14 protein-coding genes are annotated in these 14,160 nt (G+C 65.5%); 9 read left to right on the forward strand and 5 right to left on the reverse strand.

Features of this window, described 5'->3' with window-relative positions; all coding sequences use genetic code 11:
- Positions 1-20: 20 nt before the first annotated feature.
- The 6 genes from C479_RS04620 (at position 21) to C479_RS04645 (ending at position 6,792) form a co-directional block, all read left to right on the forward strand.
- Positions 21-1,553: a DHH family phosphoesterase gene (locus tag C479_RS04620; protein ID WP_007698559.1), complete on the forward strand. Its 1,533-nt coding sequence runs from the start codon at positions 21-23 to the stop codon at positions 1,551-1,553.
- Positions 1,554-1,694: 141 nt separating this feature from the next.
- Entirely contained in the window at positions 1,695-2,504 is an 810-nt protein-coding gene (locus C479_RS04625; RefSeq protein ID WP_007698562.1) for a CBS pair associated ParBc domain-containing protein, read from the forward strand.
- 86 nt (positions 2,505-2,590) lie between these two features.
- Positions 2,591-3,673 (forward strand): ABC transporter ATP-binding protein, encoded by a 1,083-nt coding sequence (locus C479_RS04630; protein WP_007698565.1) that lies wholly within the window; start codon positions 2,591-2,593, stop codon positions 3,671-3,673.
- Positions 3,670-4,545: an ABC transporter permease gene (locus tag C479_RS04635; RefSeq protein ID WP_007698577.1), complete on the forward strand. Its 876-nt coding sequence runs from the start codon at positions 3,670-3,672 to the stop codon at positions 4,543-4,545. The genes C479_RS04630 and C479_RS04635 overlap by 4 nt, the downstream gene beginning before the upstream one ends.
- 109 nt (positions 4,546-4,654) lie before the next feature.
- Complete coding sequence (locus C479_RS04640; protein ID WP_007698579.1) at positions 4,655-6,358, forward strand: methylmalonyl-CoA mutase family protein; 1,704 nt, start codon at positions 4,655-4,657, stop codon at positions 6,356-6,358.
- Positions 6,359-6,525: 167 nt separating this feature from the next.
- Positions 6,526-6,792, forward strand: a complete 267-nt coding sequence (locus C479_RS04645) for a hypothetical protein (protein ID WP_152415804.1) — start codon at positions 6,526-6,528, stop codon at positions 6,790-6,792.
- A gap of 73 nt (positions 6,793-6,865) precedes the next feature.
- Here C479_RS04645 and C479_RS04650 read toward each other — a convergent pair whose 3' ends face one another.
- Both C479_RS04650 and C479_RS04655 read right to left on the reverse strand, forming a co-directional pair.
- Positions 6,866-7,660, reverse strand: a complete 795-nt coding sequence (locus tag C479_RS04650) for an MOSC domain-containing protein (RefSeq protein ID WP_007698583.1) — start codon at positions 7,658-7,660, stop codon at positions 6,866-6,868.
- 91 nt (positions 7,661-7,751) lie between these two features.
- Positions 7,752-8,306: a class I SAM-dependent methyltransferase gene (locus C479_RS04655; protein ID WP_007698586.1), complete on the reverse strand. Its 555-nt coding sequence runs from the start codon at positions 8,304-8,306 to the stop codon at positions 7,752-7,754.
- A 164-nt stretch (positions 8,307-8,470) separates the two neighbouring features.
- Between C479_RS04655 and acs the strand changes: the two genes are divergently transcribed.
- Together acs and C479_RS04665 are read left to right on the forward strand one after the other, a co-directional pair.
- Entirely contained in the window at positions 8,471-10,447 is a 1,977-nt protein-coding gene (gene acs, locus C479_RS04660; RefSeq protein ID WP_007698590.1) for an acetate--CoA ligase, read from the forward strand.
- Positions 10,448-10,615: 168 nt separating this feature from the next.
- A complete protein-coding gene (locus C479_RS04665) occupies positions 10,616-10,930 on the forward strand; it encodes an RPA12/RPB9/RPC11 RNA polymerase family protein (RefSeq protein WP_007698592.1) in 315 nt (104 codons plus the stop codon).
- Between the two features lie 66 nt (positions 10,931-10,996).
- Here the strand turns inward: C479_RS04665 and C479_RS04670 are convergent, their stop codons facing one another.
- Complete coding sequence (locus tag C479_RS04670) at positions 10,997-12,061, reverse strand: polyprenyl synthetase family protein (RefSeq protein WP_007698595.1); 1,065 nt, start codon at positions 12,059-12,061, stop codon at positions 10,997-10,999.
- A 99-nt stretch (positions 12,062-12,160) separates the two neighbouring features.
- Here C479_RS04670 and C479_RS04675 point away from each other — a divergent pair, with 99 nt between their 5' ends.
- A complete protein-coding gene (locus C479_RS04675; protein WP_007698596.1) occupies positions 12,161-12,958 on the forward strand; it encodes an NAD(+)/NADH kinase in 798 nt (265 codons plus the stop codon).
- Between the two features lie 136 nt (positions 12,959-13,094).
- On the opposite strand, the gene C479_RS16215 is transcribed toward C479_RS04675, so the two are convergent.
- Together C479_RS16215 and nth are read right to left on the reverse strand one after the other, a co-directional pair.
- Positions 13,095-13,235, reverse strand: a complete 141-nt coding sequence (locus C479_RS16215; protein WP_161607160.1) for a hypothetical protein — start codon at positions 13,233-13,235, stop codon at positions 13,095-13,097.
- A gap of 95 nt (positions 13,236-13,330) precedes the next feature.
- Positions 13,331-14,014: an endonuclease III gene (gene nth, locus C479_RS04680; RefSeq protein WP_007698597.1), complete on the reverse strand. Its 684-nt coding sequence runs from the start codon at positions 14,012-14,014 to the stop codon at positions 13,331-13,333.
- Between the last annotated feature and the right edge of the window lie 146 nt (positions 14,015-14,160).

Consider the following 14,160-nt stretch of genomic DNA (forward strand, 5'->3'; position numbering starts at 1 on the left):
GCGTCGGCCGAACTCCGCCCATGGTCCGTCGGCTGATCCTCGGGTGTGGCGACGTCGGTGAGCGTCTCGCCGAGTCACTTGGGGCAGAGCCGACGTCAGTCCTCGGCATCGACGCCGATCGAACCGTCGTCAATCGACTCCGCGACCGTGGCGTCCCGGCCAGGCGGGGAGATCCGACGGAGCCCGCGACGCTCGACGACCTCGACCCGCCGGGGACGATCCTCGTCGCCGGCGATCGGGCAGACGAGAATCTGGCGGTGGCCACCCTGGCTCGTGACCGATTTCCCGAGGCCCGACTCATCGTCTACGCCGGCGCCGATCCAACGCAGACGGTCGTCGAGCAGCTCCAGACGATCGCCGACGACGTGGTGGAGGGCGCACGGGCGCTCGCCGATCGCGTCCTCGAAGAGGGAGCGAGTCCGGCGGCCGAGCGGGCGAGACGGCTCCGGTCGGCGCTCTCGGCGATCGACGGTCGACTTGCCGTCGTCACACACGACAACCCGGACCCGGACGCCATCGCCAGCGCGATCGCTCTCGTCGCGCTGGCCGAATCGGTCGGTATCGACGCCGACGCCTGCTACTACGGGGAGATTTCACATCAGGAGAATCGGGCGATGCTCAACGTCCTCGACCTCGAAGTCCGCCACCTCGAGGCGGCCAGCGCGATCGATGCCTACGACGGCGTCGCCCTCGTCGATCACTCCCGGCCCGGGATCAACGACGGGTTGGCGACGGACGCCGACGTGGATATCGTCATCGACCACCACCCACCTCGCGGCCCGGTGGCGGGCTCGTTCGTCGACATCCGGCACCTGGCCGGGGCGACGAGTACGGTCATGACGGAATACGTCGACCGCTTCGGCGTCGGCTTCGATCGACAGACGGCGACGGCGCTCCTCTTCGGGATTCGCATCGACACGAACGACTTCACGCGCGAGACGACGGCACTCGACTTCCGCGCGGCCGCGGCGCTCAGCCCCCACGTCGATCAGACGGCACTCGACCGCATCGAACGGCCGACGGTCGACGGAGAGACGGTCGACACGATCGCCCGCGCGATCAAAAACCGGGAGCGATACGGCGACGTCGTGGTCTCGAGCTGTGGGCAGATCGCGAGCCGTGACGCCCTCCCCCAGGCCGCCGACCGATTGCTCTCGATGGACGGCGTCGACACGACGCTCGTCTACGGGTTCATCGACGACATGGTCTACCTCTCGGCTCGGTCTCGCGACGACGAACAGGACGTCGGCGAAGTGATTCGCGACGCCTTCGAACCGATCGGCAGCGCCGGCGGTCACAGCGACATGGCCGGTGCCCAGCTCGAAATCGGCGTCCTCGGGAGCGGCGACGCCGACGGAACCGACGGCGACGGACCGGATCACGCCGCCGTCATCGTTTCGGCGGTCGAGGACGTCGTCGAACACCGCTTTATCGAGGCGATCGACTCGATCCCCGACGTACCGAAAGGCGGCTACACGCGCGAGAGTGAGTTGCTGTTCGACCCGGCCCGTTCCGGCGTCGTGTCCCGCGACGAGGGCGAACGGTCGACCTAGCGAGTGCGTCGTCGGGTTGGATCGCGGTCAGGTGGTTCTTGGAAACGACCGGTCTGAGAGCGGTCGAACGGGAGCGCGAGTGACAGTGAAGGTGATCGAGAGAGGAGCAGGTTTTTGCGCACGCGACGTGTTCGGCGACGTATGGAGGAGGCGTGGCGCGGGAGCAAGCCCCAGGTTGGCGAGTATATGACCCAGGACGTCGCGACGGTCGCCCCGGAGGCGACGGTCGAGGAGGTCGCGGTCCGCATCGCCGAGAGCGACAATCACAGCGGCTATCCCGTCTGCGATCGCCGGCGCGTCGAAGGGTTCGTCAGCGCACGCGATCTGTTGCTCGCCGACGACGGCGAGCCGATCTGGAAGGTGATGTCGACGAACCTCATCGTCGCCCACCCCGAGATGAAAGTGACCGACGCCGCCCGCGTAATTCTACGCTCGGGAATCCAGAAGCTCCCGGTGGTCGACGACGCGGGCAACCTCGTCGGTATCATCTCGAACGCGGACGTGATCCGCAGCCAGATCGAGCGCGCCACGCCCGAGAAGGTCGGAAAACTCATCCGGACGCTGCAGAATATCCACGGCGTCAACTTCGAGCGCACGCGGCGGACAGTCCCGCTCGACGACCTCGTCCCCACCCAGGGACGGGTCTACGCCGACGAATTAGAGGGCCGGCGCTACGAACTCGAACACGGCCTCGCCGAACCCCTCGTGGTCATCGACAACGCCGGCGCGATTCTGCTCGCCGACGGCCACCACCGCGTCCTCGCCGCGGATCGCCTCGACATCGACGAGATGGACGCCTACGTCATCGAGACGGGCGAGCCGCTCGATCTGGGCATGGCCCGGACGGCCCAGAAGGAGAACCTGACCTCGATCGACGACATCGAGGTCGTCGACTACGCTCGCCATCCGCTCGTCGAGACGACGAAGCGATTACAATCCGAAAGCGAGTGACAACGAGCGTCGCCTGTGGAGCGACCGGCCGTCGGGCCCCGTTCGACGGAAATGGTTATACGCCAACCACTCGTTGGCGCGAGTGAATGACCAACACGGACACGGCCAACGACTCGGCCGACCGAGCGGCCGTGGAGACGGTCCCTTCGGGTGACCGGACCGGTGGTGACGGCGAATCGACATCGCCGGAGTCGGCGCCACCGGCGTCCCCCTCGACCGACCCCATCGTCGAGGCTCGCGGGCTCACGAAGACGTACGGCAGCGGCGACGACGCGGTCACGGCAGTCGACGACGTCGACCTTGCGATCGAGCGCGGGACGGTCGTCGGCATCCTCGGGCCGAACGGGGCGGGCAAGACCACGACGATCAAACTCCTGCTCGGGTTGATCCTGCCGGATGCGGGCGAAGCGCTGACCGATGGTGTCGACGTTATCGACTCGCCCAGAGTGGGCTATCGTGCGGTCGGCGCGATGTTAGAGGGCGCACGCAACGTCTACTGGCGCCTCACCGTTCGCGAGAACGTTCGCTACTTCGCGCGACTCGGTGATCGGCCGGCCGACCCGGATCGGATCGACGCGCTGATCGAGCAGGTGGGCCTCACCCAGAAGGCCGACACCACGGTCAACGAACTCTCCCGGGGGATGAAACAGAAAACCTCGCTGGCGTGTACGCTCGTCCGAGAGACGCCGGTGGTCTTCCTCGACGAACCGACGCTCGGACTCGACGTCGAGAGTTCGCTCGATCTGCGCCGTGAGCTCCGGACGCTCGTCGACGAGGAGGAGCGGACCGTGATCCTCTCGAGCCACGACATGGACGTCATCGAGGCCGTCTGCGACCGCGTCGTGATCATGAACGAGGGTCGCGTCGTGGCCGACGAGACGATCGACGACCTCCTCTCGGTGTTCCGAACGCAGTCCTACCGCGTCCGCCTCGACGGGACACTCACCGCCGAGACGAAATCGACACTCGAGTCGACCGTCAACGCGACCGACTGGGTCGAACAGGGGGAGACGACGCAGTTCGACGCCCCGGCGGTCCAGGGTGACGCGTTTCACGAGATGCTGGCGACGATCCGCACGTCGCAGGCGGCGTTCCGGTCCGTCGACCTGCTGGAACCGGACCTGGAGGAAATCTTCCTCGACGTGACCGACTCGGAGGACGACGAATGAGTCACGGCACTGGCGGAGCGGAACGCACTCGAGAAGAGACAGCCGAAGACGAGCAGCGTCGAACGACAGCCGAACCCAAGTACCGCCGATCGCCCGTCGCGTCGCTTCGCCGACTCACGACGGCCATCTTCGAGAAGCAACTCGTCCTCCTCAGGCGCTACTGGGTCAACACGGCTGCGATGCTCGTCACCACCTACTTCTTCTTCGCGATGATCTTCTACGGCGGACAGGCCGTCGCCGGCCCGGCCATCGAGGATTCGCTCGACGGAATCGTCGTCGGCTTCTTCCTCTTTACGGCGACGCTCTCGGCGTTCTTCGGGACGGCGGCGAACATCCAGAGCGAGGCCCAGTGGGGCACGCTCGAACAGCTGTTCATGTCGCCACACGGCATCGGCCGCGTGATGGCGGTCAAGTCCGTCTGGAACGTCGCCCTGAGCGTTGCCATCGCCCTGATCCTGCTCGTGGTCATGCTCGTCACGACGGGGCGGACGCTGACCGTCGACGTCCTGACCATCTCGGTCGTGACGGTGCTTGCGGTCTGTTCGGTCCTCGGCGTCGGCTTCGTCTTCGCCGGACTCTCGCTGCTCTACAAGCGCATCGAGAACGTCCAGCAACTCATGCAGTTCGCGTTCATCGGGCTCATCGTCGCACCCGTGACGAACGCCCACTGGGCCGTCGGCCTGCTCCCGCTCTCGATGGGGAGCGCCATGTTACAGACCTCGATGAGCGACGGGCAGGTCCTCTGGACGTTCCCGCTCGCCGATCTCGGGTTGCTCCTCTTCACCGCCGTGGCGTACCCGCTCGTGGGCTATCTCGTCTTCCGCCTGTGCGTTCGTCGGGCACGGCGGCTGGGTGTGATGGGCCACTACTGACGGTCGACGCCACTGTCTTTGCTCCCGGGACGACGCGGGATCGCTGGCCCGAACCACACCGTCGCACCGTTCCCGAAGGCTAATGTCGATACCTGTGTAACCTCGGGTCATGTACGACGAGGAGGAGCTCTCCGAGATCCGGGAGGCCGAGTCCCGGTGGGAATCGGAGACACTGGATCCGGTACTCGATCGCTTCGGCGAACGCAAGGATCGCTTCGCGTCGGTCTCGAACCTCGAGGTCGATCGGCTCTACACGCCCGACGACGTCGCCGACCTCGACTACGACGCGGATCTGGGCTTCCCGGGCGAGGAACCCTACACGCGCGGCCCGTACCCGACGATGTATCGCGGGCGAACGTGGACGATGCGCCAGTTCGCCGGTTTCGGCACCGCCGAGGAGACCAACGAGCGCTTTCACTACCTGATCGACCAGGGCCAGACCGGGCTCTCGACGGCGTTCGACATGCCCTCGCTGATGGGGCTTGACTCCGACCACCGGATGAGCCAGGGCGAGGTCGGCAAAGAGGGAGTCGCCGTCGACACGCTTCGGGACATGGAGATTCTCTTCGACGGGATCGACCTGGACGAAGTCTCGACGTCCTTCACGATCAATCCCTCCGCGCCGGTCATCTACGCGATGTACGTCGCCCTGGCCGACAAACAGGGCGTTCCCCGCGAGGAGATCCGCGGCACCCTCCAGAACGACATGTTCAAGGAGTTCATCGCCCAGAAGGAGTGGACCATCCCGCCGGAGCCCTCCCTCGACCTCGTCACCGACGTCGTCGAGTTTAGCGCCCAGGAGACGCCGAAGTTCCACCCGATCTCGGTCTCGGGCTATCACATCCGCGAGGCCGGCTCGACCGCGGTGCAGGAACTCGCCTTCACCCTGGCGGACGGCTTCGGCTACGTCGAAGACGCGATGGATCGCGGCCTCGACGTGGACGACTTCGCCCCGCGCCTGTCTTTCTTCTTCAACTGCCACAACTCGTTCTTCGAGGAGGTCGCGAAGTTCCGCGCCGCCCGGCGCATCTACGCCCGCGTGATGGACGAGTGGTACGATGCAGAGCAGGCGGAGTCGAAGCGCCTGAAGTTCCACACCCAGACTGCGGGTCAGTCCCTGACCGCCCAGCAGCCGCTCAACAACGTCGTCCGCGTGACGATCCAGGCGCTCGCGGGCGTGATGGGCGGCACGCAAAGCCTCCACACCAACAGCTTCGACGAGGCGCTGGCGCTCCCGAGCGAAGACGCCGTCCGCGTCTCGCTGCGCACACAGCAGATCATCGCCGAGGAGTCCGGCGCCGCCGACATCGTGGACCCGCTCGGCGGCTCGTTCGCCGTCGAGAGCCTCACCAACGAGGTCGAGGAGAAGGCGATGGCCTACATCGAGGAGATCAAAGACCTCGGCGACGGCTCCGTTCGCGACGGCATCCTGCAGGGCATCGACGACGGGTTCTTCCTCCGAGAGATTCAGGAAGCCTCCTACGAGTACCAGGAACGCGTCGAACGTGAGGAGGAGGTCGTCGTCGGTGTCAACGAGTACACCCTGGAAGAAGACACCAGTCCGGACCTGCTCCACGTCGACGAGGAAGCCACGAAGGAACGCCAGCTCCAGCGCCTGGAAGCGGTCAAGGACGAACGCGACGACGAGGCTGTCGCGGACTCGCTCGATACCCTCCGTGAAGCGATCGAGGCCGGCGAGAACACGATGCCCTACATCGTCGACGCCGTGAAGGCCTACGCCACGATGGGCGAGATCATGGAGGTCTTCGAGGAAGTTCACGGCGCCTACACGGAGCAGATCGGATTGGCCTGATATTTATCGCGCTCCTGTTGTCGAAATCGGTCCAGGAATAGGCGGCCAACCACCATCAGGCAGTGGAATCGACCCGGGACGCGGAGCGTTCACGAACCACCTCTTCCGCCCCAACGCGGATATCGTTCGGTAATTTTATATTCGTCCACATGTGAATGTGTGACGGGATGACAGACGAACGATCCGCTTCCACGGAGACGAGTCGACGACAGGTACTGCGTAATCTCTCGGCAAGCGTCGCCGGCGCCGGTGCACTGGCTGCAGTTGGCGGAAGTCGCGGTGCCGAGGCCGAAACCGAAGCCGAGACCGAAGATATTCCCGATCAATGTGAGTGGGAGTATCGATGCCACGGACGCTACCTCCAGAAACGGATGTGCTGTGATTTCGGCGACTACCAGTGCGATCCGTGGGAGACCACCAACATCCCGTGTTGAGGCCGACACCCGAGAGTATCGCACGAACGTAGTTCGGTCGTGAGCAAAAACCGGGAACGGCGGCTACCGCCACCTAGTCGGATCCCTGTCCCCGGTCGACAGTATCGACGCTACCACCGACGCGTAGCGTCCCCTCTCGATTCGCCTCGGGAACGCGCGTGATCGTCATCAGCGTGTAATAGTGATCGAACGCGGTTTCGTCAGCCCAGTCGGGGAACGTCTCCCGGCGCTTGCGAGCGAATTGCTCGCGGAAGTCAGGCGTCTCCTCGCCGGAGTCCGGGTCTCTCGCCGGGACGATACAGCGACCGCACGGCGTCACGCCCTCGAACCGCACGCCGTCGACCTCGAAGGCGGGTGCGTCAGCGCCGACGAATCGGTCCTCCCAAAAGGGATCGACGCCGCCGATCTCGACGTTCGCTCGGAGTCGCCGTCGGACGCTCTCGACAGAGAGATCGCCGAACCAGTCGGCGACGGTCTCGATCGTGGCCGTGGATATCACCGACGGGCCCATCGACCGACGGTCGACGTAGCCGAGCGAACGGTCGCGTTCGATGGTCACGTCGAGCCCAAAGTACTCGCCGAACCACGACGCCGCATCCCGTCGATCCGATTCGGCGTCGAGGTCGAATCGCCGTCGCGCCCCGTCCGGCGTCTCGACGGTGAGCGTGTACGAATCCGGCTCGAACGACGTCCGGAGGGTGTGGACGGCGGCCGTCCGCTTGCCGTTTATCACCGCGCCCTCGTTGTCGTACAGCGCGAACTCACGGTCGTGAACGAGTGTCCCACCGGAGGTGAACGCCGACGACTCGACGTCGATCCCATCGAGCGCTTTCACCGGGTAGACGCGCAGGCGGTCGAGCGTGGCCATTACGGGATCGTCTAGGACGGAAGGGATTAGTCGTTCGCGTTCGGCCGGTGGTGGTGCGATAGAACGGCTGATCACTCGCCGTCATCGTCGCTCACTCAGACGGATTTCGTGCGACGAGTTCGACGCGGCGGGCATCCAGGTCCTCCACGTAGTGGGCGACGATCATGTCGTCCACGAGAGTCCGCAACTCGCCTGGCTCGAACCGGTATCGTGTCGCAACGCCCGGCCCCGCCCGGGCTTCGCTGACGAGGTGGTGCTCGTAGCAGAGGACGCCACCGGGGACGAGCGTCTGCCGGATCGCATCCAGCCGGTCGCGCGTGTCGAAGAAACTGATCGTCACCAGATCGTACGCACCCGATGGAAAACAGTAGTCGTCGACGTCGGCGAGGAGCCAGTTCACCGACACCCCGCGGTCGTCCGCCCGCCGTCGGGCAGGATCTAGCATCGCTCGCGAGATGTCGATCGCGTCGACCGTCCACCCCCGCTCGGCGAGGGAGATCGCGTTGCGACCGTGGCCGGTCGCGACGTCGAGTGCCCGACCGGGCGACAGCGCCCCGATCACGTCGCTGAGAACGGGTGACGGAGCCACCTCGCTCGCAGCTGCCTCATCTGACTCCTCATGGCAGCCGATCTGATCGCGAGTCACAGGTGGCCTTCGATCGCCAGGGGCGTAAGCATCTCCCGTAGGGTGTGCATCTCCCACTGGGTATCCCAGTCCGCGCTCCCGCGCGACTGTGGAATCCGACGCGATCCAGAATTCGATGGAAGGGAGAATGTTTATCGGGCTCATCGGTGAAGAGTTTCGTGACTATGAGTGACGATACCGCGGTCGAACTCGAGGCCCGTCTCGAGGAACAGGAATCCTTCGAGCCGCCGGCGTCGTTCGTCGAGCAGGCGAACGTCGCTGACGAGGGCATCCGCGAGCGGTTCGGCGAGGAGTGGCCCGAGTGCTGGACGGAAGCGGCCGACCTGCTCACTTGGGACGATCCCTACGACGAAGTACTCGACGACGGCGACGCGCCACACTACGAGTGGTTCACCGGCGGCTCGCTCAACGCCTCGGCCAACTGCCTCGATCGCCACGTCGCGAACGGCGCGAAAAACCGTGCGGCAATCAAGTGGGAGGGCGAACTCGGCGAGACGCGCACCTACACCTACGGCGACCTGCTGAACGAGGTCGAGGCGTTCGCCGCGAGCCTCCGAGCCCTCGGCGTCGAGGAAGACGACGTGGTCACGCTCTACCTCCCGATGATTCCGGAGTTACCCATCGCCATGCTCGCGTGTGCGCGCCTCGGCGCGCCCCACTCGGTCGTCTTCGCCGGTTTCTCCGCCGACGCGCTCGCGACGCGGATGAATTCGGCCGAGAGCGAGTACCTCGTCACCTGCGACGGCTACTATCGCCGGGGCGACGCACTGAATCACAAGGAGAAGACGGACAAAGGGCTCCGGGGGGTCGAGGGCGACGTCGAGACCGTCGTCGTCGACCGGCTCGGCGACGAACTCACGCACTTCCTCGGCAAGCACGCCCACGACTACGACGAACTCGTCGAGGCCCACGAGGGCGCGTCGGTCGAACCCGTCTCTCGCGACGCCGAGGATATGCTCTTCCTGATGTACACGTCCGGGACCACCGGCGAGCCCAAGGGCGTCAAACACACGACGGGCGGCTATCTGGCCTATACCGCCTGGACGAGTCGGGCGGTCCTCGACGTCGAGCCCGAGGACACCTACTGGTGTGCCGCGGACATCGGCTGGATCACCGGCCACTCCTACATCGTCTACGGACCGCTCGCACTCGGGACCACGACGATGATGTACGAGGGGACACCCGACTACCCCGAGCGCGACCGACTTTGGAAGTTGATCGAGAAAAACCGAGTCGACACCTTCTACACCGCCCCGACCGCCATCCGTTCGTTCATGAAGTGGGGGACGGAGTACCCCGAGCGCCACGACCTCTCGAGCCTCCGCCTGCTCGGTACCGTCGGCGAACCGATCAATCCGCGTGCCTGGAAGTGGTACTACAAACACATCGGCGGGGAGAACTGCCCCATCGTCGACACCTGGTGGCAGACCGAGACCGGCGGCATGATGGTCACCACCCTGCCGGGCATCGATACGATGAAACCCGGCTCCGCGGGCCCGCCGTTGCCCGGCGTCGACGCGCAGGTGGTCGACGCAGACGAGGAACCGGTCGAAGCCGGTGAGGCAGGCTACCTCACCGTCCAGAAGCCCTGGCCCGGAATGCTCCGCACACTCTACAACAACGACGAGCGCTTCATCGACGAGTACTGGCGTGAGTACTCCGACCCCGACGCGGACGAGTGGGTCTACTTCCCCGAGGACGGCGCGAAACTCGACGAGGACGGCTACATCACCGTCCTCGGACGCGTCGACGACGTCCTCAACGTCTCCGGTCACCGCCTGGGTACCATGGAGATCGAAAGCGCGATCGTCGGGGTGAGCGGCGTCGCCGAGGCCGCAGTCGTCGGCGGCACGCACGAGGTGAAAGGTGAGGCGGTCTACACCTACGTCATCCTCGAAGACGGCCAGGAACCGACCGACGAGATGCGCGAGCGCGTCGTCGACGGCGTCGAGGACGCCATCGGCCCGATCGCCCGACCCGAAGAGGTCATCTTCACGCCCGAACTCCCGAAGACGCGCTCGGGCAAGATCATGCGCCGCCTGCTCGAAGACGTCGCCTCCGGGGCGGAGTTGGGCGATACCTCGACCCTTCGCAATCCCGAGATTGTTGAGGAGATCCAGGCGCAGGTCAGCGAGGACTGAGCGGGTCGAGAACTACCGGCACGGATATCGGACGGATGGACTGCCGTTATTTCTGATCTGACGCCGGTTCCCGCTGCCGCCGCTGATCGAGTCGGGCTCTCGGCAGTCAGTACAGCGTAAATCGGAAGATTAACACATATATCCGACACCCGTGTGTCCCCATCCAATATGCAGTTCTGCGACGAGTGTGGTTCGATGATGCACACGGAGGGCGACACGTGGGTGTGTCGCTCCTGTGAGAACGAGGAGCCGCGGAACTCACACACAGAAGCGGCGATGACGACCCAGGATGGACAGCGGAACGACGGGGCACCCGCCGTAGCCGACGCGACCCAGGGCGCCACCGAGACGGTGCAGGAGTCCTGTCCGGCGGCCGACTGCGACAGCGACCAGGCTTACTCCGAAATGATGCCGAAGCCGGGCGGCTCCTACGAGGTTCGGCTGTTCACCTGCGTCGAGTGCGGCCACAAGTGGCGCGAGTGAGAGAGTGGATTCGACTCTTCGCCGATCGGACAGTGCGAAATCAATATCCTCGGACGCCGTCACGACTCAAACGTCCCGCTCGACGACGAATTCGGCGAACGATCGCAACTGCTCGGTCGCCCCGGGATCGATGTCGAGGGCGTCGACGTGGGCGAGTGCTTCCTCCGAGAGCGCTCGTGCGCGGTCTTTCGCGTACTCGATGCTCCCGGCGTCCTCGATGATGCGCAGCGCCTCGGTGATCTCCTCGTCGGTGTTCTCCTCGGCGGCGATGATGTCGGCCAGGCGTTCGGCATCCGCGGGGTCGCTCTCCTCGATCGCGTGAAGGACGAGCAGGGTCTTTTTGCCCTCACGGATGTCGTTGCCGAAGGCCTTCCCGAAGTCGCCCGCGCGACCCAGCGAGTGCTCGACGTCGAGCACGTCGTCGCCGATCTGGAAGGCGACCGCGACCGTCTCGGCGTATTCGGCGGCGTGGCGCTCGACGGCGGCGGACTGGTCCGTCACGATGGCAGCCAGGCGGGCGACGATGCGACCGAGACAGCCCGTCTTACACGCGCACATCTCGAGGTACTGCTCCCGAGTCGCCCGGACTTCGCGCTCGTTGTGCCAGCAGATGTCCATCCCCTGGCCGAGGTGGGTGCGGTTGAGTTCGTGCATCAGCATCTCGTAGGCGGCCAGCCGCTGTGACTCCGGGAGGTCGCCCGGATCGTTCGTGATGATCTTCAGCGGCAGGAAGTACATCGCGTTACCGGCGTTGAGGGCGATATCCTGGCCGAAGCGGTGGTGTAAGGCGGGTTCGCCCCGGCGCGATTCCGCCTCGTCCTCGACGTCGTCGACGATGATCGTCCCGTTGTGCAAGATCTCGGGGATCGTCGCGTAGGGGAGGTAATCCTCCGGCTTCTCCCCGAAGGCCTCGACGAACACCAGAAAGAGGACGGCACGCCAGCGTTTGCCGCCGCGGTCCAGCAAGTCCCAGATCGGGTCGACGAGCGCCCGCTGAATGCTCTCTGGGTCGTACTCGAAGGTCGGCTCGCCGAAGTACGACTCGAGATACGCCGCGTCGACCTCCCGGGGAAGGACGTCGGCGATCGCCGCATCGACGGCGGGCCGCCACTCGGCAAGCGTCTCCTGCATACACGCCCGGTCACAGACCGGGGTGAAAAAGATTCAGTTCCCGATTCGTGACCCCCGATCGACACTGATTTCTTTTATCGTCGGGACCGATGCGCACGCATGGATCCACTCGAGGGTACCGCGGAATCCCTCACTGTCGGCCTCGTCGGGACAGCGGTCGACGCGGTTCCCGGTCTCCGGGCAGTCGGCGCGGAGCTGGGAGTCGAGTTCTACGAGAGCGGCGCACTCGACGGGCGGCGTCCGTCGCTCGTACTCTGTCAGGGAAACGACGGGCTTCGATCGATCGCCCGTCGTGACCTCGACGCGCCCATCCTCTTCATCGAACCACCCCGAACGACGGTGGACTCGACCGAGACACCTGTCGAGTGGGATAGTGACCACACCCCGCCGTTGGGCGTCGCTCCGACGGAAACGGCCGACGCCGTTCGGACGCTGTTCGAAGCCGGCGGCGCCACCCGCCGACTCGCGACGCTGTCGATCGAGACCGAGGCGACGACGGATCTCGCCGTGCGCGACCTTGCCCTCGTCACCGCCGAACCAGGCGCGATCGCGACGTTCACCGCCACGTCCCGCGGCGATCCAATCACCGAGGTTCGCGCCGACGGCCTCGTCGTGGCCACGCCAGCGGGCAGCCGTGGTTTCGCCTGCGCTGCCGGCGGCCCGACCCTCGAGTGGGAACTGGACGCCGTCACCGTCGTCGCTCTGTCCCCGTTTACCACCGATACCGCGCCCTGGGTCGGCTCACCCGACGGGCTCGAACTGTCCATCGCGAGCGACGGCCCGGACGCCCATCTCCAGTGTGACGGGGCCGTGCATCGGACGATCCCGGCCGGATCGACAGTGGACGTCACCCCTGGACCCGACCTCTCGATCGTGACGCCGGCCGACTTGGATTAGACCCTCAGAGCGAACGCGACGACGGTACCACCGGTCGCCGGCCTCAACTGTTCTCGGGCGCCTCGTCCCGGTGATAATCGAGGTTCTCCTGCTCGAGCGCGTCGCCTTCGCGCTCCTGGGAGGCGTGTTCGACGTCCTATCGTCGGTCCGCCTCCTGTGCAACTTCCCTGGCTTCCTGCTGTTTCTCGTGCAATTCGTCGTTCTCGCCGGCGTCTTCTTCCTCGTCGGCGGCAGCCGGGTGCTCGTCCAGTCCGTGATCGTTCGATTCGTTCACCATGGCAGTCACCGGCGCGGCGGTACCGCCGATGTGGGAAAATGGCTTGGGCTTGCAGACGCGCCGTCCCTCAGATGTCGAGAGAGAGACCAGCCCGGCTACCAGGGTTCGCCCGAGGCCAGGTCTACGTCGCTATCACCCTTCTCCGACGGACAGATGTCCGCCAGCACGCACGACTCGCAGTCGGGATTGCGCGCCGTACAGGTCGCTCGCCCGTGGTCGATCAGCAGGTGCGTGAACTGGACCCAGTAGCCTTCGGGGACGATATCGAGCAAGTCCTGTTCGATGGCCTCCGGTCGCTCCTCCTCGGTGATCCCGAGCCGCCGCGTCAGGCGCTGGACGTGCGTATCGACGACGATGCCCTCGACGACGTCGTGGCCGTGCTGGAGGACGACGTTCGCCGTCTTGCGGCCGACACCCGGCAGCTCGGTCAACTCGTCCATCGTGTCGGGGACCTCGCCGTCGTGTTCCTCGACGATGAGGGCACAGGCCTCCCGGATGTACCCCGCCTTGTTGTTGTAGAAGTTGATCGAGTTGAGCGCCTCCGCGAGTTCCTCCTGTGGGGCATTCGCGTAGTCCTCGGGTGACTGGTAGGTCTCGAAGAGGTGTTCGGTCTCCGCGTTGACCCGCTCGTCGGTACACTGCGCGGAGAGGATCACGGCGATCAGCAGTTCCAGCCGGTTCGAGTAGCGAAGCGAAATCGTCGAGTCGGGATACTCGGCCTCCAGTCGATCGATAACCTCGGCCGCCTGGTCGTCGCGAGTCTCGCGTGGCGTGCCCATGGACCTCCTTCCGAGAGCGATCATTTCAGGAATTCGGTTGCGGTCAGCAGCACAGAGCAGACGCCGCTGCAGGCGAGTAAGAGACGGAGCCGAAGTCGTCGCGGTTCCCTGTTGCGTGAAAGCTCTTGCCGGGCGGCTGGATGTCC

The sequence above is a fragment of the Halovivax asiaticus JCM 14624 genome (assembly GCF_000337515.1).
Lineage (GTDB): Archaea > Halobacteriota > Halobacteria > Halobacteriales > Natrialbaceae > Halovivax > Halovivax asiaticus.